The sequence below is a fragment of the Actinomadura geliboluensis genome, from assembly GCF_043197915.1.
Classification (GTDB): Bacteria; Actinomycetota; Actinomycetes; order Streptosporangiales; family Streptosporangiaceae; genus Spirillospora; species Spirillospora geliboluensis.
Genome location: NZ_JBICUA010000010.1, coordinates 286464 through 310048, shown reverse-complemented (window position 1 = coordinate 310048; position 23585 = coordinate 286464). Strand labels below are relative to the sequence as shown.

Sequence of the window (23585 nt, the reverse complement as noted above, 5' to 3'; positions counted from 1 at the left end):
CACTGTAGGACCGGGAGGTGGCGATGGCGGACGTGCGCGTCGAGGTGGCGGGCACCACCACCACGATCTGGATGGACCGTCCCGACCGGCGCAACGCCGTCGACGGGCCCATGGCAGCCGAGCTGCGGGAGGCGTTCGCGGCGTTCGAGGCCGACCCGGGCCAGCGCGTCGCGGTGCTCGCCGGCAGCGGCGGGACGTTCTGCGCCGGCGCCGACCTGACCGCGGTGAGCGACCCCGACCGCCACCATGATCTCGATCCCGACGGCGGCGGCAGCGGCCCGATGGGGCCGACGCGGATGGCGCTGAGCAAGCCGCTCATCGCGGCCGTCAGCGGGTACGCGGTGGCGGGCGGGATGGAGCTCGCGCTCCTCGCCGACCTGCGGATCGTCGAGCGCGACGCCGTGTTCGGCGTCTTCTGCCGCCGCTGGGGCGTGCCGCTCATCGACGGCGGCACCGTCCGGCTGCCCCGCATCGTCGGCCTCGGCCGCGCGCTCGACCTGATCATGACCGGCCGCCCCGTCGAGGCGGACGAGGCCCTCGCGATCGGCCTCGCCAACCGGGTCGTCGAACCCGGGGAGGCGGTCGACGCCGCCCGCGAGCTCGCCGACCAGATCGCGGCGTTCCCGTTCGAATGCGTGCTGGCCGACCGCGCCTCGACCTACGCCGGCCTCGACCTGCCCCTCGCCGAGGCGCTGCGCGGCGAGGGCGCCGCCGGCGTCCCCGTCGTGGCGCGCGAGGGCGTGAGCGGCGCCGCCCGCTTCGTCGCCGGCGCCGGCCGGCACGGGCGCTTCGCCGGAGAGGAGACCACCCCGTGAGCCCCACCACCCGTGAACTGATCGTCCGCGGCGCGCGGCAGCACACCGACCGGACCGCCGTCGTGTTCGGCGACCGGGAGCTGACGTTCGGCCAGGTCGACGAGCTGAGCAACCGGCTCGCGCACGCGCTGGCGCGGGAGGGCGCCGGGCACCGCCGGCGCGTCGGCCTGCTGGTGAACAACGGCCTGCTCAGCGTGCCGCTCGACTTCGCCTGCGTGAAGGCCGGGATCAACCGCGTCCCGCTCAACGCGCGGCTGTCGGTGGCCGAGCACGTCACGATGCTCACCGAGACCCGCTGCGAGCTGGTCGTGTTCGGCGCCGACCTGACCGACCGCGCCCGCGACCTGGCCGCCGCCCTGCCGGACGTGCGCTTCCTCGGCCTGGAGACCGCGCTGGACGGCGAGGCGCCGCTCATGGAGCGGGCCGACAGCGCCCCTGCGACCCTGCCCGAGGTCGAGGTGGCCGCCGACGACGTCATCCTCACGCTGTTCACGTCCGGGACGACCGGCACGCTGAAGGCCGCGCAGCACACCCAGGCGTCCTTCGCGGGGATCTGCCGGAACGTGCTGCTCAACCTGTTCCCGGCCACGGCCGACGACGTCATGCTGCACGCGGCGAGCCTCATCCACGCCAGCGGGGTGTTCGTGCTGCCGCTGTGGCTGCGCGGCGGCCGCACCGTCATCCTGCCGGGCTTCGCGCCGGAGCCGTTCCTGGACGCGATCGGCCGCTACGGGGCCACGGCGGTCAACCTGGTGCCGACCATGATCCAGATGCTGGTCGAGCACCCGGCCTTCGCCGCGGCGGACGTCTCCACGCTGCGCCGCGTCATCTACGGCGCCTCGCCGATGCCGCGCCCCGTCATCGAGCGCGCCATGCGCGCGTGGGGCCGGGAGCGGTTCTGGCAGTACTACGGGCAGACCGAGATCCCGCTGTGCATCGCGGTGCTGCGTCCTGAGGACCACACCGGCGACCGGCTCGCCGCCTGCGGGCAGATCGCCGTCGACATCGAGCTGCGGCTGCTGGACGAGGACGGCCGCGAGGCCGCCCCGGGCGAGCCGGGCGAGATCGTGGTGCGCGGGCCGTCCGCCACCGCCGGGTACTTCGACGCCCCGGAGCTGACCGCGCAGACCTTCCGGGACGGCTGGGTGCACACCCGCGACGTCGGCGTCCTCGACGGCGACGGCTTCCTGTTCCTCAAGGACCGGACGTCCGACATGATCATCAGCGGCGGCTACAACGTCTACCCGCGCGAGGTCGAGGACGTCCTGCTGGAGCACCCGGCGGTGCGCGAGGCCGCGGTCGTCGGCACGCCCGACGAGCGGTGGGTGGAGGCGGTCACCGCCGTCGTCGTCCTCGCCGAGGGAGCCGAGCCGGACGACGGGCTCAGCGACCGGCTGGTCGAGCACGTGACCGAGCGGGTCGCCTCCTACAAGAAGCCGCGCAAGATCATCTTCGCGGACGCCATCCCGAAGACCGCCGTCGGCAAGCTCGACCGCAAGACCCTGCGCGCCCGCTTCGCCGCCGGACCGGAGGCCCAGGCCCCCGACCCGGCGGCCCGGTGAGCCGGCGGGCCGGGCGTCAGCGCGGCTGGTACGCCTTGGGCAGCCGCATGCCGCGCTCCGCCATGATCCGGCGGACCCGGTTCGGGTAGTCGGTGATGACGCCGTCCACGCCCATGTCCATGAGCGCCTCGACGGTGGCGGGGTCGTCGCACGTCCACGGGACGACCCTCAGGCCGCGGGCGTGCGCGTCGGCGACCATCTTCGTCGAGACGTAGAAGCGGAAGCCGGGGTCCCCGACCGTGCCGTTCTGCGGGAAGCCGTAGACGGGCGACAGCGCCCGCACGCCGGGGATCGCGGCGGCGGCCCGGACGAAATCGCCGCCGTAGTCGTCGGCGTCGATGCCGCCGAGCCACGGCGACGCGCCGGGCTTGCCCACCTGCAGGAAGTCGTAGTTGGTGAGCGCCACCAGCGGGTAGGACGGCGCGAGCCGGTGCATCGCCTTCAACGCGCCCCAGTCGAACGACTGGATGGTGACCTGCCGCTCGATGCCGGACGCGTGGATCTCCTCGTACACCCGGCGGACGAACAGCTCGCGCGGCGCCGTCTCGTCGGGGGCGCCCGCCTCGACCTTGGTCTCGACGTTCAGCTTCACCTGCTTGGCGCGGTAGCTCTTGACCAGGTTCAGGACGTCCTTGAGCTCCACCATCCGGAAGCCCTTGACCTGCTCCTGCTCCGGGAAGCCGGGGAGCTGCTGGTAGCCGCAGTCCATCGTCTTGACCTGGGCGAGGGTCAGATCCTTGATGTACTTGCCGACGTAGGGGTACAACGGGTCGCCGGGCGTCGCGGGCGCGGTGTCGCGGCACTTCTGCGCGCTGACCCGCCGGTCGTGGGTGACGACGACCTTCTGGTCCTTGGTGATCTGGGTGTCCAGTTCGAGCGTGGTGACGCCCAGGCGCATCGCCTTGCCGAAGCCCTCCAGCGACTCCTCGGTCGTCATGCCGATGCCGCCGCGGTGCGCCTGCAAGTCGAAGTGGGTCTTCTGCGGAAGGACGCCGTGCCCGCCGCCCGGCGATGCGTGCGGGGACGCGTGCGCGGCCGCGGGCCAGGCGAGCACGGACACGACGGCGGTGCCGGCCAGCACATGTCGTAGCGACATAACAACCTCGGTTTCGGAGCGTGTGTTGCCCCGCGAAGCTAGGGCCGGGGCCCGTCCCGCGTCCCGAACCGGGTGTGAGGGGACGGTGAAGCTCTGCGGAACACCCGCTCCGGCGCCGGTGCGCGTCGCGAGCGTTGACAGGGCCCCAACCGCCCTTCTAGGTTCTGAAACAGCATTCCGTGTACCGAAACGAGGGCCAGCCGGCGAGATCAGCGGCTCGGGCACCCGGAGGCAGGCCGCGCGCCCGTCCAGCGACGAGAGAAGAGGCCACGTGAGCACCGACCCCGCGCCGCTCGTCACCGGCATCACCGCCGTGTTGATCGGCGTCACCGACTTCCGTCCCCACCTGGACCTGCTCTGCGGCGAACTGGGCTTCGAGGTGGCCGCTGAAGGCGTCGTCCGGGCGGCGGACGCGGCCCGACTCTGGGGTGCCGAGGCCGGGCGCCGCGACGTCGAGGCCATGATGCTGACCGCCGCTGGAGCGTCCACGGGCCGCATCCACCTGCTGAAGGTCGACGACCCGGTGGCGTCAGCGGCGCACCCCCACACCCTGGACCTCGGCCTGGCCGCCGTCGATATCTACACCAAGGACCTGGCCGCCACCCATGCCCGCCTGACAGCGGCCGGATACCCGTGCGGCACGCCGTCCACGTTCGAGGTGCCGGTGGGCGACATCACGGTGTCCGTCACGGAGGGCTTCTGCTTCGGGCCGGACGGGACCGACCTCGTCTTCGTCCAGCCGGCCAGCGCGCGCGCCACCGCCGCCTGGGACGCCGACCCGGAGCGGCACTACACCGAGGTCTCGTCGGTCGTGTGCCATGCCCCCGACTTCGAGGCCGAACTCGGCTTCTGGGCAGCGCTCGGCATGGCGGCCGGATACGACGTCACCTTCGGCTCGCCCGGGTTTGAGGTGATGGCCGACCTCCCGCCGGGCACGCGGGCGCGGATGGCCTTCGTCGTCGGCGCGGGCGGCGGCACCGCGCGCGTCGAGCTGCTTCAGGTGCCCGACAACCCCGGCGGCGTCGACCGGCGGGCGGTGCAGCGTCCCGGACGCGGGCTCGGTCACACCGGCTGGTCAGCGGTGACCCGCGACCTCGACGCCGCCGTGGGCGCCGCCGAGAGTGCGGGAGGGCGAGTCCAGTGCCGTCCCTTCGCCGCCGCCACGCCCCTGCACGGGGACGCGCGGCTGGCCGTGGTCGACACCCCGAACGGGGTCAGCGTAGAGCTGTGGCAGCCACGGCATTCGTTCCATTAGCGGGAATCTCGTTCCGATCTCTGGGCGGCTGGGGTCTCGAAGGTCAAGACGCGGGCGCGGCGTGCTGCTACACGTGTAGTTTTATGACCGCGCGCCGGGACCGGCGTGCTGCGGATCGGGACGAGGGGAGGCATCGGCCGTGGCGGTGTCGATGGTCAAGGGGCAGCGGATCTCGCTGGAGAAGCCGGGCGGGACGCTGAGCAGGGTCCGGATGGGCCTGGGCTGGGACGCGGTGAAGAAGAAGGGCCTGTTCGGCAAGCAGCGCGAGCAGGACATCGACCTGGACGCCTCGTGCGTGCTGCTCGCCGACGGCGGCGTGGCGGACGTCATCTACTTCGGCAAGCTGGCGAGCGACGACGGGTCCGTCCGGCACACCGGGGACAACCTCACCGGCGCGGGCGACGGCGACGACGAGTCGGTGATCGTGGACCTGTCCCGCGTCCCGGCCCCGGTGACGTCGCTGGTGTTCACGGTCAGCTCGTTCTCCGGGCAGACCTTCGACGAGGTCGAGAACGCCTTCTGCCGGCTCGTCGACGAGACCACCGGCGAGGAGCTGGCGCGGTACACCCTCAGCGGCGGCGGACGCCACACCGCGATGGTCATGGCGAGCGTGTACCGGCAGGACGGCGGGTGGAAGATGAACGCCATCGGCGAACCCGGCCAGGGCCGGACCCTGCAGGACATGCTCCCGGCCATCACTGCCTACGCTTGACCGCACGTCCATCAGGGAAGCCGGCCGGACGGGAACAGGGGAGCACGTGAGCGCCGAGGAAAGCACGTGAGCGCCGAGGGAAGCACGAAGGCGGTCGTCACCGCGCTGGGCGCGAACCTGGGGATCGCGGTCACCAAGTTCGTGGCGTTCGCGCTGACGGGGTCGTCCTCGATGCTGGCCGAGGGGATCCACTCGGTCGCCGACTCCAGCAACCAGGCGCTGCTGCTGATCGGCGGGAAGCGGGCGGAGCGCCGCGCGACCGAGGAGCACCCGTTCGGGTACGGGCGCGAGCGCTACATCTACGCGTTCCTGGTGGCGATCGTGCTGTTCAGCCTGGGCGGGCTGTTCGCGCTGTACGAGGCGTGGCACAAGATCTCCGACCCGCACCCGATCGAGGAATGGCAGTGGGTGCCGATCGTCGTGCTGCTGATCGCGATCGTCCTGGAGGGGACGGCGCTGCGCACGGCGGTCAAGGAGTCCAACCGCAGCCGGGGCCGGGCGAGCTGGGTGCAGTTCGTCCGGCGGTCGAAGTCGCCGGAGCTGCCGGTGATCCTGCTGGAGGACACCGGCGCGCTGGCCGGCCTGGTCTTCGCGCTCGCCGGCGTCAGCCTGACCCTCGCCACCGGCAACGGCGTCTGGGACGGCATCGGCACCGCCGCGATCGGCCTGCTGCTCGCGGCGATCGCGATCGTGCTGGGCACCGAGGTGAAGAGCCTGCTCATCGGCGAGTCCGCGACCGCCGAGCAGGTCCGGGAGATCCGGCGGGCGATCGTGGCGAGCCCCGACGTCCCGCAGCTGATCCACATGCGCACCATGCACCTCGGGCCGGACGAGCTGCTCGTCGCGGCCAAGATCGCCGTGGACCTGCAGGACGACGCCCGCGAGGTCGCCGACGCCATCAACGACGCGGAGGCCCGCATCCGCGCGGCCGTGCCCATCGCCCGGCTCATCTACCTGGAGCCGGACGTGCTGCGGAAGGGAGGCTGAAGATGACGCGCAGGCCGCTCGGGCAGCTGGAGGCGGAGGTGCTCGCCGCGCTGGCCGGGCTCGGCGGCTCGGCCAGCACCGCCGAGCTGGTGGAGCGCCTCGACGGCGAGCCGGCGTACACGACGGTGAACACGATCCTGCACCGGCTCCACGAGAAGCGGCTCGTCTCGCGCACCCGCGCGGGGCGGCACTACCGGTACCGGCTCGCGGTGGACGAGTCGGAGCTGGTCGCCGGGCGCATGCACGACCACCTGCGGCACGCCAGCGACCCGGGCACCGTGCTGAGCCGGTTCGCGCGCTCGCTCAGCGCCGAGGAGGCGCGGAAGCTGCGCGAGGTCCTCGACGGTCCGGACGGCGGCAGGTGAACTGGTTCACCTTCCTGCCGCTGGCCATCATGGTCACGCTGAGCCTCGTGCTCGGACTCGCCGCCCCGTTACGGCTGCACCCGTCCTGGTCGGCGCGGCTGCTCGCGACGACCGGGGCGATGACGGCCGTGGCGGCGCTCGGCACCGGCGTCTTCGTGGCGATCAACTACGCGGCGACGCTGGCCCCGGCCGCCGCCGCGCACGTCCCCGAATGGGCGCTCTTCGGCGACGACAGCCCCGTCCCGCACGCGGTCGGGATCCCCGCGGCGGTGCTGGCCGCCGCCGGGTTCGCGGTCGCGGGCCGGACGGTCGCGGCCTGGTCGCGGGAGCTGCGCGCCGCGCGGCGCGACACGGGCGGGCCGCTGGAGACCGACACCCCGATCGCCGTCGCGGTCCCGGGCCGGCACGGCGGGGTGCTGCTGTCCCGCGGCCTCCTGCGCGACCTGACCGCCGCGGAGCTGCACGTCGTGCTGGAGCACGAGACGTCCCATCTCCGGCACCGCCACCACCGCTACCTGGCGGCCGGCGCGCTCGCCGCGGCGGTGCTGCCGCCCGTCCGGGCGCTGGACGAGGCGCTGCGGCTGGCGGTGGAGCGGTGGGCGGACGAGGACGCCGCCGAGGCGGCGGGCGACCGCGCCCTGGTCGCCCGGACGCTGGCGAAGGTCGCGCTCGCCCAGCCCCCCGCCGCCGGACCGGTCACCGCGTTCGCCGACTCGGGGGTCGTGCAGCGCGTCGAGGCGCTGATGGGCACGCCCCCGGCCAAGAACGCGGTCACCGGCCCGCTGCTGCTCCTCGGCAACGGGGTCTTCACCGGCTCGCTGACGGCCGCGACCCTCCAGCTGGACCACGTGATCGCGCCGGTCCTGCTGTCGCTGCTCGCGTTCCGGTGACGGCGGGCCCCGGCCGGCTCAGAGCTCGAACTCGGCGGGGTCCAGGCCGACGGCGAAGCACGCCTCGCGGACGATCGCCTTCTCCTGGTCGTCGAAGTGGCCGTCCGCGCCGCCGATGACGATGCCGATCTGGATGACGGCGCGCGCCTCGGCGGGCTTCTTCTTGGTCTTGCCGATGTCCTGGAGGACGGAGACCTTCCCGAAGTCGAAGTCGGCCGTCAGCTTGGACACGTAGTCGTTGAAGCGGCGCTGCAGGTCGTCCGCCGGGAAGTTCTGCAGCACCTCGTTGGAGGCGATCAGGGACGCGGTGCGCTGCCGCTCGGACGGGTCGACGCTGCCGTCGGCCGCCGCGACGAGCGCGCACATCGCCATGCTCGCGTCCCGGAACGCTCCGCTCTTGAGTTCGTTCTTCTTACTGAGCAGCTGCGTCTGCATGGTCTGGGTCGACTCCCGCAGCTTGTCCCAGAAGGCCATCGGATCCTCCTCCACTCGCTGTTCGTCTCACCCTGCTGCTACAAGTGTAGTAGCAAGTGCCGCGGGTCAGTCCTCGCCCTCGAAGTCCTCCGATGCGTCCTCGTACGCCTCTTCGTACGCCTCCTCGTAAGCGTCTTCATACGCGTTCTCGTAGGCGTCCTCGACGGCCTGCTCGAACGCGGCCTGCTGGTAGGCGTTCTGCACGGCCTGCTCGCTCATCTGCGCGAAGGCGTCGCCGACCGACGGCTCCTCCTGCTCGTCCTCGTCGTCGCCGAGCATCTGGTCGACGACGGCGCCCGCGACGAGCCCGGCCGCCAGACCGCCCGCCGCGCCCGCGGCGACGCCGCCCCAGCCGGGCCCGCGGCCGTGCTGCTCGCCGTGGTGGTGGGAGTCATGGGCGAAACCGGGGCTGGCGTAGCCGTTCCCGGTGTATCCGTGACCGGCGTATCCGTGGCCGGCGTGCCCGTGGCCGGTGTGCCCGTGGCCGGCGACGGCCCGCAGCCAGTTCTCCAGCTCGTGCTCCCAGGACATGTGCAGGGCGTCCTCGTGGGAGACGTGGTAGCGGCCGAAGACGTCGTCGCCCTCGGTGAACGCGGTGCCGCGCCGGTCGGCCTCCAGGATCACCGCCAGCCCGTGCGGGTCGGCCACGAACGTCAGCTCGACCTCGTTGATCTGCCCGGCGTACTCGGACGGGGCGTAGAACTCGATCTCCTGGTAGAACGGCAGCTCCTGGTGGAGGCCGGCGATGTGCCCCTCCTCCACGTCCGCGCTCTTGAACGTGAAGCCGAGCGTCCCGAACGCGTACAGCACGCGCTGCTGGGACGGGAGCGGCGTCACCGAGATCGGGTCCAGGTCGCCGGCGTCGACCGCCCCGGCGACCTCCAGCTCGGTGCGGACGCCCATGGCCATGCCGTGCAGGTGCTGCCCGTTGACCTCGGTCAGCGGCAGCTCCCACGGCAGCGGCAGCTGGAACGGGACCGACTGGTACTGCCCGGCCCCGATGTGGAGCGGTCCCGCGACCGCGCCCCGGTAGAACTCGCGGGTCCCGGCGCCCTCGTGGTCGCCCTGCTCGTACTCGGCCTGGGTGACCAGGCTCACGATCACCCGGGTGATGTGCGCGTCGTGGTCGCCGCCCTGGATCCGGACCTCGCCGGACAGGTGCTCTCCCGGGCGGGCCTGCGCCGTGCCGAGGACGGTCTCGACCGAAGGTCCCCCCACCCCGAACGCGCCGAGCAACCGCTTGAAGACCATGGGCCCCTCTCTTCCGCTGTGATCGCCGAGCGGCCGGCGGCCCGGCTGCTACTACATTTGTAGCAGCAGACGGCGAGAACTCACCAGAAGACAGGACTTCCCGTAACTCTCTATCAGCCTTGCCGCGCGGTTAGATCGCGCGCCCTCGCGATGGCCTACGGCTCCGGTGACAACGTGCGCGGCTCCGTTGCCCCTCCGGCGACGGAGGCGCGGTGCGCGAGGGCCGCGGCCTGCCCCCGGCTGCGGTAGCCGGTCTTGGTGAGCAGCCGGCTGACGTGCGACTTCACGGTGTGCTCCGACAGGACGAGCCGCTCGGCGATCTCCGCGTTGCTCAGGCCGTCGCCGATGAGGGCCAGGACGTCCCGCTCGCGCGGCGTCAGCGCCTCGACGCGGGCCAGGTCTGCGGGGGCGGGCCGGGCCGCGCGGCGGTGGGCCAGGTAGCCGTCGATGACGCGGCGCGCGACGCCGGGGCTGAGCGCGGCGTCGCCGGACGCGGCGGCGCGGACGGCGGCGAGCAGCTCCTCGTAGGAGGAGCTCTTGAGCAGGAACCCGGCGGCGCCGGTCGCGAGCGCCTCGTCGATGTACTCGTCCAGGTCGAAGGTGGTGAGCATCAGCACGCGGGTGCGGCCGAGCAGCCCCTGCCGGGCGAGCCGGTCGAGGACCCACAGGCCGTCGCGGCCGGGCATGCGCACGTCCAGCAGCAGCACGTCGGGGCCGGTGCCGGTCGCGAGGCGCAGCGCGGCGTCGCCGTCCCCGGCGGTGCCGACGACCTCGATGTCCCGCTGGGTCTCGATGATGGCGCGGAGCCCGTCGCGTACGACGCGCTCGTCATCGGCGATCGCGACCGTGATGCGGCGGTCAGCGGACGGCATCGCGGGCTCCGACCGGGATCGTGGCCGCGACCCGGAAGCCGCCGCCGGGCGTGGCGCCCGCGTCGAGCGCGCCGCCGAGCGCGGCGAGGCGCTCTTCGAGGCCGTGCAGGCCGATGCGCGCGCCGGGTGCCGCCGTGACATCCCCTTCGGGTGCTCCGCTGTCGATCTCGATGCTTATGTCGTGCTCGCAGGCGTCGACCCGGACCGCGACCTCGGCACCGGGCGCGTGGCGGCGGGCGTTCGCGAGCCCCTCCTGGACGACGCGGTATCCGGTGAGCTGGACGGTCCTGGGCAGCTCCTCCATGTCGCCGGTGACGGTGAGGCTCGTCGGATTCCCGGCGGTGCGGGCGGCGTCCACGAGCGCGGGCAGCCCGGCGAGGGTGGGCGCGGGCGCGCGGGGCGTGGCGGTGGTGCCAGGCGCGGCGGTGGTGCCCCCGTCGCGGAGCACCTGGAGGAGTTCGCGCATCTCGCTGGTGGCCTGGCGTCCGGCGGCGGCCATCGCGTCGACGCGCTCGCGCGCCCAGGGCGGCAGCTCACCCGACCGGGCCCGGACGGTCTCGGCGTGCACGACCAGGAGCGTCAGCGAATGCGCGACCACGTCGTGCATGTCGCGGGCGATGCGCACGCGCTCGGCGGCGGCCGCCCGTTCGGCGAGCAGGTGCTGCTCGCGGCGGGCGTCGGCGGCGCGCCGCTCCGCGGCGGCCAGCATGCCCCGGTGGCCGCGCGCGGCCACGCCCAGCGCCCACGCGACCGGGAGCGCGGCGACGTAGGCGAGCACGTCGGAGCCGCCGCGCCAGCCCTCGGGCGCGGTGAGGTGGTTGGCGGCGAGGCCCCCGGCGACGAGGGCGGCGCCGAGCAGCAGCGCCGCCCCCGACCGGCGCGGAGCGCTGTACGCCCCCGCCGCGTACAGCGCGAACGCCACCGGCAGGACGGTCAGCCCGCTCGGCTTCACCTCGGCGGCCGCGGCGGCGACCTGCACCGCCGCGAGGACGGCCAGCAGCACCCCGAACGCGGTGAGCGGCCGGTGCCGCCGCAGCGCGAGGCAGCCGAGCGCGACGGCGCCGTAGCCGGCCAGCGCCGTCCACGCCGCCGCCGAGGTGTCGGTCGTCGCCTGGTCGATCAGCGCCGGGGCGACCGCGGCCGCCGCGAGCGCCGCCTCGGCCGCGGCCATCCGCAGCGCCGGCGTGCCCATGCTGGTCATCGCCTTGATCCTAGGAAGCGGCCGGAGGCGGCGGCATCACTCGAAAGAGCGAACCGGGCGCTGGCTCTCCGGCCCTACCGCGCCGGCCGGGTGCACTCGTTCCGGCGATGCGGCGGCCCGGCCGCGGCGGCTGGACTGGACGCCATGTCGCAGACCGAACCCGAGAACCCGCCCCGCGCCGCCCGTCCCGCCCCGCCCCCGGCCACCCGCCTCGGCCGGACGATCAGAGCCGCGAAATGGCCGGTCCTGCTCGCCTGGATCGCGCTCGCGATCGTGGCGACGGCGTTCGCGTCCCGGCTGGGCGATGTGCAGCGCGACGACTCCGCCGCCTACCTGCCCGGCGGGTTCGAGTCGAGCGAAGTGGCCCGGCTGACCGAGCCCGACCCCGCGCACCCGGACGCCGAGACCGCCGTCGTCGTCTTCCACCGCGCGTCCGGCGGGGCGCTGACCGCCGCCGACCGCACGGCGATCGCGGACGCCCGCGAGGAGGCCGCCGCGCTCGGCGTACCGGGCGTGCAAACACCGGGACCGGTGCAGACGTCACCGGACGGCTCGGCGGCGCTGTTCACCATCGGCATCCAGCCGCGCCAGGCCGATGACGACACCGTCGCAACGGCTGTGGAGCGGCTGCGCACCGCGATGCCCGACCCGGACTCCGCCGGGCTGCGCGCCCTGGTGACGGGCGAGGCCGGGCTCGACGTGGACAACGACGGCGGCGACGTGGACGGCCCGCTGCTGCTGACCAGCATGGCGATCGTCGCCGTCCTCCTGCTGCTGACCTACCGCAGCCCCGTCCTGTGGCTGGTGCCGCTGTTCGCCGCCGGGCTGGCGGTGATGGTGGCCCGTGGCGGCGCCTACGGCCTGGCGCGGGCCGGGCTGGCGGTCACCGACCTGTCGTCCGCCATCCTCATCGTGCTGGTATTCGGCGCCGCGACCGACTACGCGCTGCTGCTGCTCGACCGGTACCGCGAGGAACTGGCCCGGCACGCCGACCGGCACGAGGCGCTCGCCGAGGCGCTGCGCCGCACCGCGCCGGCCATCGTCGCGAGCGCCGCGACCGTCACCGCCGGGCTGCTGTGCCTGCTGGTCGCCGACCTCGCCGGGCTGCGCGGGCTCGGGCCCGTCGCCGCGTCCGGGATCGCGGTGGCGCTCGCGGCGATGCTGACCCTGCTGCCCGCCCTGCTCGCCTGCGCCGGACGGTGGGTGCTGTGGCCGCGCGTCCCGTCCCCCGGGCGGGACCACGGCGCCGGGCGGCACCGGCTGTGGGGCGCCGTCGCGGGACTCGTCGGGCGCCGCCCCCGGCTCGTGGCCGTCCTCGTCACCGGTGCGCTCGGCTCCGCCGCCCTCGGGCTGACCGGCCTGCACGTCAGCGCCGACCCCGTCGACAAGGTGCCGCCGCACAGCGAGTCGGTCACCGGCCGTCAGGTGCTCGCGGACCACTTCCCGGACGGCGCGTCCGACCCGCTCACCGTCGTACTGCCCGCCGGAGCCGCAGCCGCGACCGTGGCCGCCGCCGAACGGGCCGCCGCTTCGACGGACGGCGTCGCCAAGGTCGAGCAGGCGCCTCCGCTCGCCGGCCGGGGCACGCTGCGCGTCGAACTCGCCGTCCCGCCCTACGGCGACGGCGCCGCCGACGTCATCGACCGCCTTCGCGACCGGCTCGGCGACGCGGCGCCCGGGTCCCTCGTCGGCGGGATGCCCGCGGTGCAGGCCGACTACCGGGACGCCGCGCTCGGCGACACCGCGCGGATCGTCCCGCTCGTGCTGCTGGCGATCACCGTGATCCTCGGGCTGCTGCTCCGGTCGGTCGTCGCGCCGCTGGTGCTGCTCGCGACCGTCGTGCTGTCCTTCGCCGCCGCGCTCGGCGTCTCCGCGCTGCTGTTCACGCACGCGCCGGGCCACGGGGGCGTCGCCGCCGACCTGTTCGTCTACATCTTCGTGTTCCTCGTCGCGCTCGGCGTCGACTACAACATCTTCCTGATGGAGCGCGTCCGCGAGGAGCGCCGCCGCGCCGCGACGGCGGAGGCGGTCCGCCGGGGCCTCACCGCGACCGGCGGCGTGATCTCCGCCGCCGGGCTCGTCCTGGCGGGCACGTTCCTGGCCCTCACCCAGATCCCGGACGTGACGGTCGCCGAGGTCGGGCTCGCCGTCGCGATCGGCGTCCTGATCGACACCCTCCTCGTCCGGTCGCTCCAGGTGCCCGCCCTGGTCACCTGGCTCGGCGACCGGACGTGGTGGCCCGGCGGACGTTCCTGACCTGCGCCGGCGGGTACCGGGTCGGCATGGCAGCACCGAAGGTCGGCTGGATCGGCACCGGCCGCATGGGCACGGCGATGGCCGGGCGGCTCGCCCGCGCCGGAACCGACGTCACCGCCTGGAACCGCACCCTCGCCAAGGCGGAGCCGCTCCGGGCGGACGGCGCGGCGGTGGCCGCGTCGATCGCCGACCTGCGCGGGAAGGACGTCGTCTTCACGATGGTGTCGTCGTCCGACGCCCTGGAGGACGTGCTGCTCGGCGCGGACGGGCTGCTCGCCGGCGACCGCGTCCCCCGCGCCGTCGTCGACTCCTCCACCGTCTCGCCGGAGTCGTCGGCCCGCGTCCGCGCGGCCTGCGCGGAGCGGGGCGCCGGGTTCCTCGCCGCGCCGGTCAGCGGGAACGCCGGGGTCGCCGCCGCCGGCGGGCTGAGCCTGGTCGTGTCCGGGCCGCGCGACGCCTACGACCTCGCCGCGCCGCTGCTGGAGCGGATCGGCAGGTCGGTGACCTACGTCGGCGACGGCGACTCCGCGCGGCTGGTCAAGATCGCGCACAACCTGATGCTGGGGATCGTGACGCAGGCGATGGCCGAGATCACGGTGCTGGCGCAGAAGGGCGGCGTCTCCCGGCGCGCGTTCCTGGAGTTCCTCAACGGCAGCGTCCTCGGCTCGGAGTTCACCCGCTACAAGTCGCCCGCGTTCGTGAACCTCGACTACACGCCGACGTTCACGCCCGTCCTGCTGCGCAAGGACTTCGACCTCGGGCTCGACGAGGCCCGCCGCCTCGGCGTCCCCGTGCCCGTCACGGCGCTCACGGCACAGCTCGTCCAGGCCAGCGTGGGGACGGGCCGGGTGGACGAGGACTTCGCGATCCTGCTCGACCTCCAGGCCGCGGCCTCCGGCCTGGAACTGGAACCGGAGGACACCGGCCCCGACGACTGACGGCCGGTGCCGGTTCCCTACGGCGGGCGCGGGTCCGCGAACCGCGTCCGGAGACGAGCGAACTCTCTGTCGAACAGTAGCGTCTATCTGTAGGCGAGCCGTCCGATCCCCCCGCCGACGATGGAGAACCGCGACTATGATCATGCGCCTGACGCCGGGCACGGCCGTGCCGGATCCCGGCACCGCGGCCGGGGAGGGAGCCGAGTGAGCGGTGTCGCGCCGGTACGGGCGGGCGACCCGGAGCGGCTCGGGCGGTACCGGATCACCGGACGGCTCGGCGGCGGCGGGATGGGCACGGTGTTCCTCGCCCTGTCGCCGGGCGGCCGCGCGGTCGCGGTGAAGGCGGTGCGGGCCGGGCTGGCGGAGGACCCGGGGTTCCGGCGCCGGTTCGTCCGGGAGGTCGACGCGGCCCGCCAGGTGAGCGGCTTCTTCACCGCCGCCGTGGTCGACGCCGACCCCGAGGGGACGCCGCCGTGGCTGGCCACCGAATACGTGCCCGGGGTCTCCCTGGAGGCGGCGGTGGCCGCGCACGGCGCCTGGCCGGAGAGCACGGTGCTCGCCCTGGGCGCCGCGCTCGCGGAGGCCCTGGAGAGCGTCCACGAGGCGGGCGTGGTGCACCGCGACCTCAAACCGTCGAACGTGCTGCTGGCGGCGGACGGCCCGCGCGTCATCGACTTCGGCATCGCGCGGGCCGCCGAGGCCACCGAGCTCACCGAGACCGGCATGGTCATCGGCACGCCCGGCTTCATCGCCCCCGAACAACTCGTCGCCGATGAGGTCACCGCCGCCGGCGACGTCTTCGCCCTCGGCGCCGTGCTGGTGTTCGCGGCGACCGGCACCGGCCCGTTCGGGGCCGGGCACGCGCACGCCCTGAACTACCGGGTCGTCCACGAGGAACCGGACCTGACGAGTGTGCCGCCCGCGCTCGCGGCCGTCGCCGCCCGCTGCCTGGCCAGGGACCCCGCCGGGCGTCCCACCGTCCCCGACCTGGTCGGCGAGCTGAGCCGCCTGGCGGGCACCGGGCACGCCGCCGGCTTCTTCACCGAGGCCGGCTGGCTGCCCGCCCCGGTCGCGGCGGACGTCCTCCGCGCCCGCTCCGCGCCACTCCTGCCCCCGCCCGGCACGCCCGCCCCACCGGGTGTTTCCGTTCCGCCCGGCGTGCCCGTCCCGCCGGGTGGTGCTGGTGCGCCTGGCGGTGTCGTTCCGCCCGGCGGCTCCGTTCCGCCCGGTAGCTCTGCCCAGCCGGGGGCGCCCGTTCCGCCCGATGCGCCCGTGCCGCCTGGTGGCGTTGTCTCGCCTGGCGGCGTCGTTCCGCCCGGTGGATTCGTTACGCCGGGTGGCCCCGTCCCGCCGGGTGGGGCTGTTTCGCCTGTTTCGGTGGGGCGGACGTGGGCGCTCACCCGCGGGCGGCGCCGAATCCTGGCCGCGGTGGCCGCTGCGGTGGCGGTCGGGGTCGTCGTCGCGGCGGTCGTTCTCGCGGTGCGTCTGTCCGGTGACGACGGCGAGGCCGAGGCGTCCGGGCAACCGAAGCGCAAGGAGCTGTGGACCTTCCCGCTGGAGGAGGGCATGCACCTGGCGCAGGTGATCGGCGGCACGGCGTACATCGACGACCAGAAGGGCGGTCTGTACGCCCTGAACACCGAGAACGGCCGGGTGCGCTGGAAGTACACGCATTCCCTGGGCGTGGGCGTCCCGACGGGCCCGCTGTTCCTGGGCGCCACCGATTCGATCGTGTACTACGGCGCCGGCGACTACACCTACGCCCGGGACGCAGCGAGCGGCGCGGAACTGTGGAAGTGGAAGGACAACGGCATCCATCCGTCGATCGAGGTGGTCGGGGAGAAGATGTACGGGTCCGACGTCCGGCTGATCGCGCGCGACGCCCGCACCGGGCGGGAGCTGTGGCGGAACCGCTACGAGGGCTTCTCGAAGAAGGGGCCGGCCGTCTCCGGGGGAGTCGTCTTCGCCGTGATCAGTGACGGCACCCTGCGCGCGGTGGACGCGGAGACCGGTGCGAACCTCTGGCGCCTCAAGGTCGGGGACGAGATCGAATCGTCCCCCATCGCCGCGAACGGAACCGTCTACTACGGCGTCCGGGACGGTTCACTGCACGCGGTGAACGCCGCGACGGGCCGGTACGCGTGGAAGCAGGGCTTCGAGGGCGCCTCCTGGGATCCAGCCATCGCCGGCGGGGCCGGCACCCCGATCGTCGAGGACGGCGTCGTCTACTTCGAGAACGACGGCTACGTCTGCGCCTTCGACGCCGCCACCGGCAAGCCGCTGTGGCGGCACAAGCCGGGCGTGGACGAGGCCGATCTGGTGTCGGTCCAGGACGGGAAGGTGCTGTTCGACGACGGCAGCGACGAGGGCGCCGGCAACCTCTACGCCCTCGACGCCCGCAACGGCACCCGCCTGTGGCAGGAGCACGTGGGCGGGAGCCCGGGCCTCATCGACGGCCGGCTCTATGTCGAGGAAGACGACGTTCTGCGCGTGCTCTCGGGCACCGTCTGATGGAGAGGGCAAGCGGAGTGGAGGCGTACGCGCCGCTGGAGGCGGGCGACCCGGAGCAGCTCGGGCCGTACCGGCTCGCCGGGCGGCTCGGCGGCGGCGGGATGGGCCAGGTGTTCCTGGCGTCGTCGCCGGGCGGGCGCGCGGTCGCGGTGAAGGTGGTGCGGGCGGGGCTGGCGGAGGACGCGGGGTTCCGGCGCCGGTTCGTCCGGGAGGTCGAGGCGGCCCGCCGGGTGAGCGGCCCCTTCACCGCCGCCGTGGTCGACGCCGACCCGGACGGGACGCCGCCGTGGCTGGCCACCGAGTACGTGCCCGGGCTGTCGCTGAAGGCCGCGGTCGACGCGCACGGTGCGCTGCCGGACGGGACGGTCCGGTCCCTGGGCGCGGCGCTCGCGGAGGCGCTGGAGAGCGTGCACGCCGCCGGGGTGGTGCACCGCGACCTCAAGCCGTCGAACGTGCTGCTGGCCGCGGACGGTCCGCGCCTGATCGACTTCGGGATCGCGCTGGCGTCCGAGGGCACCCGGCTGACGGTGACGGGGGCGATGGTCGGCACGCCGGGCTTCATGTCCCCGGAGCAGTTGCGGGGCGGCGAGGTCGGCCCGGCGAGCGACGTGTTCTCCCTTGGCGCCGTCCTGGCGTATGCGGCGACAGGGGCCGGGCCGTTCGGCGGCGGCTCCGTCCACGCGTTGAACTACCGGGTCGTCCACGCGGCCCCCGACCTCACCGGGGTGCCGCCCGGCTTGGCGGACGTCGTGGCCCGCTGCCTGGACAAGGACCCCGCCCGGCGTCCCACTGTCCCCGCTCTGGTCGAGGAACTGGGCCGGGCGTCGCGCGCATGGCCGCCCGGTGGAGCAGGCTGGCTGCCCGAACCGCTGACGACCGAGATCACCCGCACGGTCCCCGCGCCGCCTCCCGCGCCCACCGCCGTCGTGACGGCGCCGTACCAGGGCCCGCCTCCAGGTCCCCCGTCCCGGCGGCTGCTCACGCGGGGACGTTTCCTGACTGGCCTCGCAGCCGTCAGCGTCCTCGTCACCGTCGCCACCACGCTGTTCCTCACCGGCGGGGAGCCGGACGCCGACCGGGGCGGCCGCACCGATCGCGCCGCCGAGCCCAGCCCGCCGGTCCTGAAGCAGATGTGGTCCTACAGCGGTGAGCCGGCCTGGCCGCCGGTGCTCAAGGACGGGACGCTGTACTTCGGCGACGGCGACGGAGTCATCCACGCCGTGGACGCCCGCACCGGCAAGGCCCGGTGGACGTACGACCGGGCCTACGGCGGCGGCAACTCCCTGTTCCTCGCCGGGAACAGGATCTACCTCAGCGCCTACGCCGACTCCTCACGCGACAGCGACAGCGGCCGCGTGTTCGCCCTGGACGCCGCCTCCGGCCGCCGGCTGTGGGAACGCCCCGACCAGTCGCTGCTGCTCGGCGAAGCGCTGTCCGGCCGGCACATGTACTTCTTCCACCGGACGTCCGACGAGAAGAAGTCGTTGGTGTACGCGCTGGACACCGGCACCGGCAAGATGGCGTGGAGCCACGAAGCCGGGGTCTTGTGGAAGATGACCGCCCACGAGAACGTCGTCTATTACGTCGCGAGCACCTACGAAGAGCCGGCTCCGCAACTCCACGCGCTGAACGCCGATACGGGCAAGCGCCTGTGGAAGGCTCCCTTCGCGGACGAACTTCACGGCCGCCCGGAGTCGCTCATCGTGATCGGCGGCGTCCTGTACGGGCTCGGTGAGGACGGCACCGTCTCGGCGCGCGACCCCGGTAACGGTGCGCTCCTGTGGAACACCCCCACGGGCCTCGGCGACTTCTCGGATTCGTGGCGCCCCGTGGTCTCCGACGGGGTCGTCTACATCAGCGGCAACGCGGACACTCAGGGCAACGATGGGCAGGCGGTCGCGTTCAACGCGAAGACCGGCGCGGTGTTGTGGCGCCGTGAGCTTCCTCAGGTGAGCTCGTCACCCACTCTCTTGTCCGGGACGGTCTACGTCGGCACGAAGACCGGCGAACTGCACCTCCTGAAGGCCGGTGACGGCGCCTCCCTGGGCAAGGTCAAGCTGGCGGACGACCGCGACCCCAACGCGGTGGTATCGGATGGAGTGGTCTACTTCGGCGCCGGTGACGGCCACCTGCGCGCGGCCACCATCACCCGCTGACCCCGTCCGGCGGCGTCCAGTCCGGGTCGCGGCCAAGGAGGGCTGCGAGGTTGTCGATCGCAGGACGGGTCGGGTCTTCGGCCAGCGGGGGGCTGTAGACGCCGCCGGGTCCGTTGAGGGGGCTGCTCGGAGCGGTGTTGGCCCGCGCCAGCGGCAGTGCCACCTCGGCCAGGCGGGACGGCACGGCGGGCGTGGTCCGCAATGCGCGCGCCAGGTCCCAGCGGTGGACCAGCATGTCGACGGTGTGGACGCCGAGCACCATTTCGGTCGGCGTCGGGCCGCGCTGCGGCAGGTCCACGGTCTCACCGGCCCGCTCCAGCACGGAGAGGCAGCGGGCGGCGATGCGGGCGAAGTCGTCGCGCGGGTCCGCGCTCGCTTCGACGGGCGGCAGCGCCGTCCGGGCGATGGCCTCGTGCCGCTCGTTCATGTGGCGGAGCAGGTCGGCGACCGTCCACCCGTCGCAGGGCGTCGGGTCGCCCATCGCGGAGTCGGGAACAAGGGCGACATCGTGGCCCAGGAGGGCGAGCGCGGTGGCGTCGAGTTGGAGCAGATCGGTCATGCCGGGCGGGCCTCTCGTCATTTGGCGAACGGTCGTACGCCAAAATAGCGTACGACCGTTCGCTAGTCTTGGGGTATGTCTCCTCGACGCTCGGCGGCCGAAGCGGCCCGGACCCGCGACCGGATCGTGCGGGCCGCGATGCGGGACGCCTCCCAGGTGGGGTTGGAGGGGCTGACCCTCGGCACACTCGCGCAGCGGCTCGGCATGAGCAAGGCGGGGCTGGTCGGCCCGTTCGGCTCCCGCGACGGCCTGCAGATGGCCGCGCTCGACCAGGCCGGCGAGGTGTTCCGCGCGGCGGTCGTCGCCCCCCTGGCGGAGCTGCCGCCCGGTCCGGAGCGGCTGGGCCGGCTGATCGACGGCTGGGTCGGCTACCTGGCCGAATGCCCGTTCCCCGGCGGCTGCTTCCTCACCGCCGCCTCGGCCGAACTGGACGGGCGGCCGGGACCGCTGCGCGACCGGCTGCGCGAGATCGTCGCGTCCCAGCGCCGGGCGCTGACGGCGGAGGTCGCCGCCGCCCAGGCCGGGCTGCCCGGCCCGCACCGTCCCGCCGAGGAGGTCGCCACGGTGATCGCCGGCCTGGCCATGGCCGCCAACCAGGAGATCCAGCTGCTGGAGGACGCCTCGGCGCCGGCCCGCGCCCGCACCGCCATGCGCCACGCGGCCGGCCTGAGCACGTGAGCTCCTCCGGGCGGCTCCGCCCCGTTGTTGGTGTTGCGTTCGCCGTGCGTTCCTTGCGCGCCGGGCCTCGCGCCCCCGCGCCACGACCAAGATCGAACTTGGCGTGACGGCCCGGCGAACAATGGCGAAGGCCCCTTCCACCGGCGGATCCGCCGACCGAAGATCAACACCGAGCGGCGCGATCATCTCGCGCCCGGGTGGAAGGGGCACGATGAAGACACTGATGAAGACGGCCGTGGTGGGCCTCGGCATCGCGGCGGCGAGCATCGCGGTCGCGCAGCCGGCGCTGGCCAACTCCTTCGGGCCGGTCTCGGTCGGCGACGGCACCGTCTCCTACAACGACGGCGGCGACCAGTTCTGCGCCCAGGCGTACAACACCGACGGCGCGCGCTGGGTGCAGGTGACGCTCGTCCCCATCAGCCGGTCGGGCCCCAGCCCGTCCTGGAAGGACTACAACAACTACTACGGCAACTCGGGCAGCACCTGCCGCAGCCTCGCCACCGCGTACGAGGACACCTACTACCGCGCCGACATCAAGACCTACTGGGGCGAGCGGGGGACGACCGTGACGCGCTCGTCCCGCTACTTCTACAGCTGACCGTCCGGCATGAGGACGACGGCACGTTCCCCGCACCGGGTGCGGTGAACGTGCCGTCGCGCGTTTCGCGCAGGCCATGTCAGCGGCCGGCGGTCTTCTCGCCCTCCGCCTGCGGCGCGGCCGCGGCCGCGGCGTCCGGACGGGGGGTCCGGAGGGTGACGGCGGCGAGTCCCGCGCCGGCGAGCGCGATGAGCGCCGCGCCGGTGAAGGCGGCGGAGAACCCGTCGGTCAGCGCGGGCAGGTCCCCGAGCCGGTCCGCGCCGGAGGCGGCGGCGATGGCCGTCATGGCCGCCAGGCCGAGCGCCGAGCCGACCTGGTAGCCGGTGTTGACGATGCCGGACGCGAGCCCGCCCTCCTCCGGACGGGCCGCCGACAGCGCGGTGCCGAGCGAGGGGATGAACGCCAGCGACATCCCGAGCGCGGCGACCAGCGAGGCCGGCAGCACGTCCACCCAGTAGTCGCCGTCCGGGCGGATCAGCGACAGCCAGCCCATCCCGGCGGCCAGCACCAGCAGCCCGGTGACGATGGCGCCCTTGGCGCCGAGGCGCCCCATGATCCGCGGCGCCAGGACGATCATCCCGAGCATGATCAGCGCGGTCATGGGCACGAGCGCCGCGCCCGACGGGAAGGCGCTGTAGCCGAGCACCTGCTGCAGGTACAGGTTCAGGAAGAACCACATCGGGATCCACGCGCCGCCGAGCAGCAGCTGCGCGAGGTTGGCGGCGGCCAGGTTCGGCGCGCGGAAGATCGACAGCGGCATCAGCGGGGCACGGCGGTACGCCTGCAGCGCGAGGAACACTCCGAGCAGCACCAGCCCGGCGGCCAGCACGGCCCAGGTCTCGAACGCGTTCCAGCCGACCTCGGGCGCGCGGACGACGCCGAAGACGAGGCCGCCCAGCCCCGCGGTGACGGTCAGCGCGCCGAGCACGTCCACCCTGCCGCGGGCGCCGCCCCCGCCGCCGGGCATCAGCGCGGGCGCGGCGGCCAGCGCGATCAGGGCGATGGGGATGTTGATGTAGAAGACCCAGGGCCAGGACAGGTACTCGGTGACGACGCCGCCGAGGAACACGCCCGCGGTGCCGCCGGCCGGTGCCGCCGCCCCGTACAGGGACAGCGCCTTGGTCAGCTCGCGCGGCTCGGAGCCGAACAGCATCATCAGCAGCGTCAGCGCGGCGGGCGCGATGAGCGCGGCGCCGACGCCCTGGACGGCGCGTCCGGCCAGCTCCACGCCGACGTTCCCGGCGGCGCCCGCCATGGCGGACCCGGCGAGCAGGACGACCCACCCGGTGGAGAACAGCCGGCGGGCGCCGAACAGGTCCGACAGCCGGCCGCCGAGCAGCAGCAGGCCGCCGAACGCGACGACGTAGGCGTTGAACACCCAGGACAGGTTCTCCTGCGAGAACCCGAGATCCGCCTGGATGCGGGGCAGCGCCACCCCGATGATCGACGTGTCCATGATCACCATGAACTGAGCGGTCGCGATCAGCGCCAGCGCCCACCAGCGGCGCGCGGCGGGCGGTGCGGAACGTCCGGACATGACTCCTCCTTCTACCCCTAGGGGGTATATCTCCAGCGGTCGCTTACCCTAGGGGGGTATAGTTCCCCGCGCAACCCCCGGCGCCCCGCGCTGATTCCCGAAACCTGAAGGAGCCCCCGAAATGACCGCCCAAGACCGCGAAGGCCCCGCCCCCCACACCCCGCACACCGCCCACCCGCCCGGTGGGGCGTCCCACACGCCTGGGCAAGCCGGTCATGCCCACCACGCGAGCGGCAACGGCGGGCAGACGTCCCACACCGGAGAGCACGGCGGACAAGCGCAGGCGAGCAAGCAGGCCGCGGGTGCACACCACGCGGCGGGACATGGCGGGCCCAGCGAGCACGGCGGTCATGCGGGCGGTCATGCGGACGGGCATGGGGGCGCCGGGTCGGTGTCGTGGGGGATGGCGGCTCAGGCGACGCTGCACTGCCTGACCGGCTGCGCCATCGGCGAGGTGCTCGGCATGGTGATCGGGACGGCGCTGGGGTGGTCGAACGTGGCCACGATCGTCCTGGCGGTCTTCCTCGCGTTCGTCTTCGGGTACGCCCTGACCATGCGCGGCGTCCTCAAGGCGGGGCTGACGCTGCGCGCCGCGTTCGGCGTGGCGCTGGCCGCCGACACCGTCTCGATCGCGGTCATGGAAGTGCTGGACAACGCGGCCATGGTGGCGATCCCGGGAGCGATGGACGCCGGCCTGGCGGACCCCCTGTTCTGGGGTGCGCTCGCCATAGCGTTCCTGCTCGCCTTCATCGTCACCACGCCGGTGAACCGGTGGATGATCGGCCGAGGCAAGGGCCACGCCGTCGTGCACCAGTACCACCACTGACCCGGCGCACCGGTGCTCCGGCACAATGTGGGCAGGACGGAGGTGA

General features: G+C 73.8%; 21 protein-coding genes. 14 read left to right on the top strand and 7 right to left on the bottom strand.

All coding sequences use genetic code 11. The features are described from left to right. Nucleotides 1-23 precede the first annotated feature (23 nt). Both ACGFI1_RS30485 and ACGFI1_RS30480 read left to right on the top strand, forming a co-directional pair. The gene (locus ACGFI1_RS30485) at nucleotides 24-815 is read left to right on the top strand and encodes a crotonase/enoyl-CoA hydratase family protein (RefSeq protein ID WP_386877089.1); all 792 of its coding nucleotides are present in this window, start codon (nucleotides 24-26) and stop codon (nucleotides 813-815) included. Further along, the gene (locus ACGFI1_RS30480) at nucleotides 812-2377 is read left to right on the top strand and encodes a class I adenylate-forming enzyme family protein (protein WP_392790265.1); all 1566 of its coding nucleotides are present in this window, start codon (nucleotides 812-814) and stop codon (nucleotides 2375-2377) included. The genes ACGFI1_RS30485 and ACGFI1_RS30480 overlap by 4 nt, the downstream gene beginning before the upstream one ends. Nucleotides 2378-2393: 16 nt before the next feature. Here the strand turns inward: ACGFI1_RS30480 and ACGFI1_RS30475 are convergent, their stop codons facing one another. Beyond that, nucleotides 2394-3473 carry a glycerophosphodiester phosphodiesterase family protein gene (locus ACGFI1_RS30475; protein ID WP_392790263.1) on the bottom strand — a complete coding sequence of 360 codons (1080 nt, stop codon included), beginning with the start codon at nucleotides 3471-3473 and terminating at the stop codon, nucleotides 2394-2396. A gap of 271 nt (nucleotides 3474-3744) precedes the next feature. On the opposite strand from ACGFI1_RS30475, the gene ACGFI1_RS30470 reads away from it, so the two are divergent. The 5 genes from ACGFI1_RS30470 (at nucleotide 3745) to ACGFI1_RS30450 (ending at nucleotide 7682) form a co-directional block, all read left to right on the top strand. After that, on the top strand, nucleotides 3745-4728 hold the full coding sequence (locus tag ACGFI1_RS30470) for a VOC family protein (protein ID WP_392790261.1): 984 nt from the start codon (nucleotides 3745-3747) through the stop codon (nucleotides 4726-4728). A 139-nt stretch (nucleotides 4729-4867) separates the two neighbouring features. Then, nucleotides 4868-5440, top strand: coding sequence for a TerD family protein (locus tag ACGFI1_RS30465; protein ID WP_138639245.1), 573 nt, complete (start codon nucleotides 4868-4870; stop codon nucleotides 5438-5440). A gap of 66 nt (nucleotides 5441-5506) precedes the next feature. Then, a complete protein-coding gene (locus ACGFI1_RS30460) occupies nucleotides 5507-6427 on the top strand; it encodes a cation diffusion facilitator family transporter (RefSeq protein ID WP_138639246.1) in 921 nt (306 codons plus the stop codon). 2 nt (nucleotides 6428-6429) lie between these two features. After that, complete coding sequence (locus ACGFI1_RS30455; protein WP_138639247.1) at nucleotides 6430-6792, top strand: BlaI/MecI/CopY family transcriptional regulator; 363 nt, start codon at nucleotides 6430-6432, stop codon at nucleotides 6790-6792. Continuing rightward, complete coding sequence (locus ACGFI1_RS30450) at nucleotides 6789-7682, top strand: M56 family metallopeptidase (protein WP_386877097.1); 894 nt, start codon at nucleotides 6789-6791, stop codon at nucleotides 7680-7682. The genes ACGFI1_RS30455 and ACGFI1_RS30450 overlap by 4 nt, the downstream gene beginning before the upstream one ends. Before the next feature lie 18 nt (nucleotides 7683-7700). Here the strand turns inward: ACGFI1_RS30450 and ACGFI1_RS30445 are convergent, their stop codons facing one another. The 4 genes from ACGFI1_RS30445 to ACGFI1_RS30430 form a co-directional block, all read right to left on the bottom strand. Next, nucleotides 7701-8156 carry a tellurite resistance TerB family protein gene (locus ACGFI1_RS30445; protein ID WP_386877098.1) on the bottom strand — a complete coding sequence of 152 codons (456 nt, stop codon included), beginning with the start codon at nucleotides 8154-8156 and terminating at the stop codon, nucleotides 7701-7703. A gap of 66 nt (nucleotides 8157-8222) precedes the next feature. After that, entirely contained in the window at nucleotides 8223-9407 is a 1185-nt protein-coding gene (locus tag ACGFI1_RS30440) for a sporulation protein (RefSeq protein ID WP_392790258.1), read from the bottom strand. A 155-nt stretch (nucleotides 9408-9562) separates the two neighbouring features. Further along, nucleotides 9563-10279, bottom strand: coding sequence for a response regulator (locus ACGFI1_RS30435; RefSeq protein WP_392790255.1), 717 nt, complete (start codon nucleotides 10277-10279; stop codon nucleotides 9563-9565). Then, nucleotides 10266-11480, bottom strand: a complete 1215-nt coding sequence (locus ACGFI1_RS30430; protein WP_392790253.1) for a sensor histidine kinase — start codon at nucleotides 11478-11480, stop codon at nucleotides 10266-10268. Before ACGFI1_RS30430 ends, ACGFI1_RS30435 begins: the two co-directional genes overlap by 14 nt. A 144-nt stretch (nucleotides 11481-11624) precedes the next feature. Between ACGFI1_RS30430 and ACGFI1_RS30425 the strand changes: the two genes are divergently transcribed. The 4 genes from ACGFI1_RS30425 to ACGFI1_RS30410 all read left to right on the top strand — a co-directional run bounded on the left by ACGFI1_RS30425 (nucleotide 11625) and on the right by ACGFI1_RS30410 (nucleotide 19341). Continuing rightward, nucleotides 11625-13736 (top strand): MMPL family transporter, encoded by a 2112-nt coding sequence (locus tag ACGFI1_RS30425; protein WP_392790251.1) that lies wholly within the window; start codon nucleotides 11625-11627, stop codon nucleotides 13734-13736. Nucleotides 13737-13762: 26 nt separating this feature from the next. Further along, nucleotides 13763-14674 (top strand): NAD(P)-dependent oxidoreductase, encoded by a 912-nt coding sequence (locus ACGFI1_RS30420; RefSeq protein WP_392790248.1) that lies wholly within the window; start codon nucleotides 13763-13765, stop codon nucleotides 14672-14674. 204 nt (nucleotides 14675-14878) lie between these two features. Beyond that, nucleotides 14879-17185 carry an outer membrane protein assembly factor BamB family protein gene (locus tag ACGFI1_RS30415; protein ID WP_392790246.1) on the top strand — a complete coding sequence of 769 codons (2307 nt, stop codon included), beginning with the start codon at nucleotides 14879-14881 and terminating at the stop codon, nucleotides 17183-17185. Beyond that, nucleotides 17185-19341: a protein kinase domain-containing protein gene (locus ACGFI1_RS30410; protein WP_392790244.1), complete on the top strand. Its 2157-nt coding sequence runs from the start codon at nucleotides 17185-17187 to the stop codon at nucleotides 19339-19341. Before ACGFI1_RS30415 ends, ACGFI1_RS30410 begins: the two co-directional genes overlap by 1 nt. Here the strand turns inward: ACGFI1_RS30410 and ACGFI1_RS30405 are convergent. After that, nucleotides 19331-19921, bottom strand: a complete 591-nt coding sequence (locus ACGFI1_RS30405; protein ID WP_392790241.1) for a TIGR03086 family metal-binding protein — start codon at nucleotides 19919-19921, stop codon at nucleotides 19331-19333. The two genes, ACGFI1_RS30410 and ACGFI1_RS30405, sit on opposite strands and share 11 nt — an antisense overlap. A 54-nt stretch (nucleotides 19922-19975) precedes the next feature. Between ACGFI1_RS30405 and ACGFI1_RS30400 the strand changes: the two genes are divergently transcribed. Together ACGFI1_RS30400 and ACGFI1_RS30395 are read left to right on the top strand one after the other, a co-directional pair. Continuing rightward, the gene (locus ACGFI1_RS30400) at nucleotides 19976-20578 is read left to right on the top strand and encodes a TetR/AcrR family transcriptional regulator (protein ID WP_392790239.1); all 603 of its coding nucleotides are present in this window, start codon (nucleotides 19976-19978) and stop codon (nucleotides 20576-20578) included. A gap of 211 nt (nucleotides 20579-20789) precedes the next feature. Beyond that, nucleotides 20790-21176, top strand: coding sequence for a hypothetical protein (locus ACGFI1_RS30395; RefSeq protein WP_392790236.1), 387 nt, complete (start codon nucleotides 20790-20792; stop codon nucleotides 21174-21176). A gap of 79 nt (nucleotides 21177-21255) precedes the next feature. On the opposite strand, the gene ACGFI1_RS30390 is transcribed toward ACGFI1_RS30395, so the two are convergent. Continuing rightward, nucleotides 21256-22713 (bottom strand): MFS transporter, encoded by a 1458-nt coding sequence (locus ACGFI1_RS30390; protein ID WP_392790234.1) that lies wholly within the window; start codon nucleotides 22711-22713, stop codon nucleotides 21256-21258. 121 nt (nucleotides 22714-22834) lie between these two features. On the opposite strand from ACGFI1_RS30390, the gene ACGFI1_RS30385 reads away from it, so the two are divergent. Next, nucleotides 22835-23539: a DUF4396 domain-containing protein gene (locus ACGFI1_RS30385; protein ID WP_392790231.1), complete on the top strand. Its 705-nt coding sequence runs from the start codon at nucleotides 22835-22837 to the stop codon at nucleotides 23537-23539. The last annotated feature ends 46 nt before the right edge of the window (nucleotides 23540-23585 follow it).

Coding starts and splice junctions, on each gene's coding strand:
- ACGFI1_RS30485 (WP_386877089.1), top strand. CDS start 24: ATGGCGGACGTGCGCGTCGAGGTGGCGGGCACCACCACCACGATCTGG.
- ACGFI1_RS30475 (WP_392790263.1), bottom strand. CDS start 3,473: ATGTCGCTACGACATGTGCTGGCCGGCACCGCCGTCGTGTCCGTGCTC.
- ACGFI1_RS30455 (WP_138639247.1), top strand. CDS start 6,430: ATGACGCGCAGGCCGCTCGGGCAGCTGGAGGCGGAGGTGCTCGCCGCG.
- ACGFI1_RS30445 (WP_386877098.1), bottom strand. CDS start 8,156: ATGGCCTTCTGGGACAAGCTGCGGGAGTCGACCCAGACCATGCAGACG.
- ACGFI1_RS30440 (WP_392790258.1), bottom strand. CDS start 9,407: ATGGTCTTCAAGCGGTTGCTCGGCGCGTTCGGGGTGGGGGGACCTTCG.
- ACGFI1_RS30435 (WP_392790255.1), bottom strand. CDS start 10,279: ATGCCGTCCGCTGACCGCCGCATCACGGTCGCGATCGCCGATGACGAG.
- ACGFI1_RS30430 (WP_392790253.1), bottom strand. CDS start 11,480: ATGACCAGCATGGGCACGCCGGCGCTGCGGATGGCCGCGGCCGAGGCG.
- ACGFI1_RS30425 (WP_392790251.1), top strand. CDS start 11,625: ATGTCGCAGACCGAACCCGAGAACCCGCCCCGCGCCGCCCGTCCCGCC.
- ACGFI1_RS30420 (WP_392790248.1), top strand. CDS start 13,763: ATGGCAGCACCGAAGGTCGGCTGGATCGGCACCGGCCGCATGGGCACG.
- ACGFI1_RS30410 (WP_392790244.1), top strand. CDS start 17,185: ATGGAGAGGGCAAGCGGAGTGGAGGCGTACGCGCCGCTGGAGGCGGGC.
- ACGFI1_RS30405 (WP_392790241.1), bottom strand. CDS start 19,921: ATGACGAGAGGCCCGCCCGGCATGACCGATCTGCTCCAACTCGACGCC.
- ACGFI1_RS30400 (WP_392790239.1), top strand. CDS start 19,976: ATGTCTCCTCGACGCTCGGCGGCCGAAGCGGCCCGGACCCGCGACCGG.
- ACGFI1_RS30395 (WP_392790236.1), top strand. CDS start 20,790: ATGAAGACACTGATGAAGACGGCCGTGGTGGGCCTCGGCATCGCGGCG.
- ACGFI1_RS30390 (WP_392790234.1), bottom strand. CDS start 22,713: ATGTCCGGACGTTCCGCACCGCCCGCCGCGCGCCGCTGGTGGGCGCTG.
- ACGFI1_RS30385 (WP_392790231.1), top strand. CDS start 22,835: ATGACCGCCCAAGACCGCGAAGGCCCCGCCCCCCACACCCCGCACACC.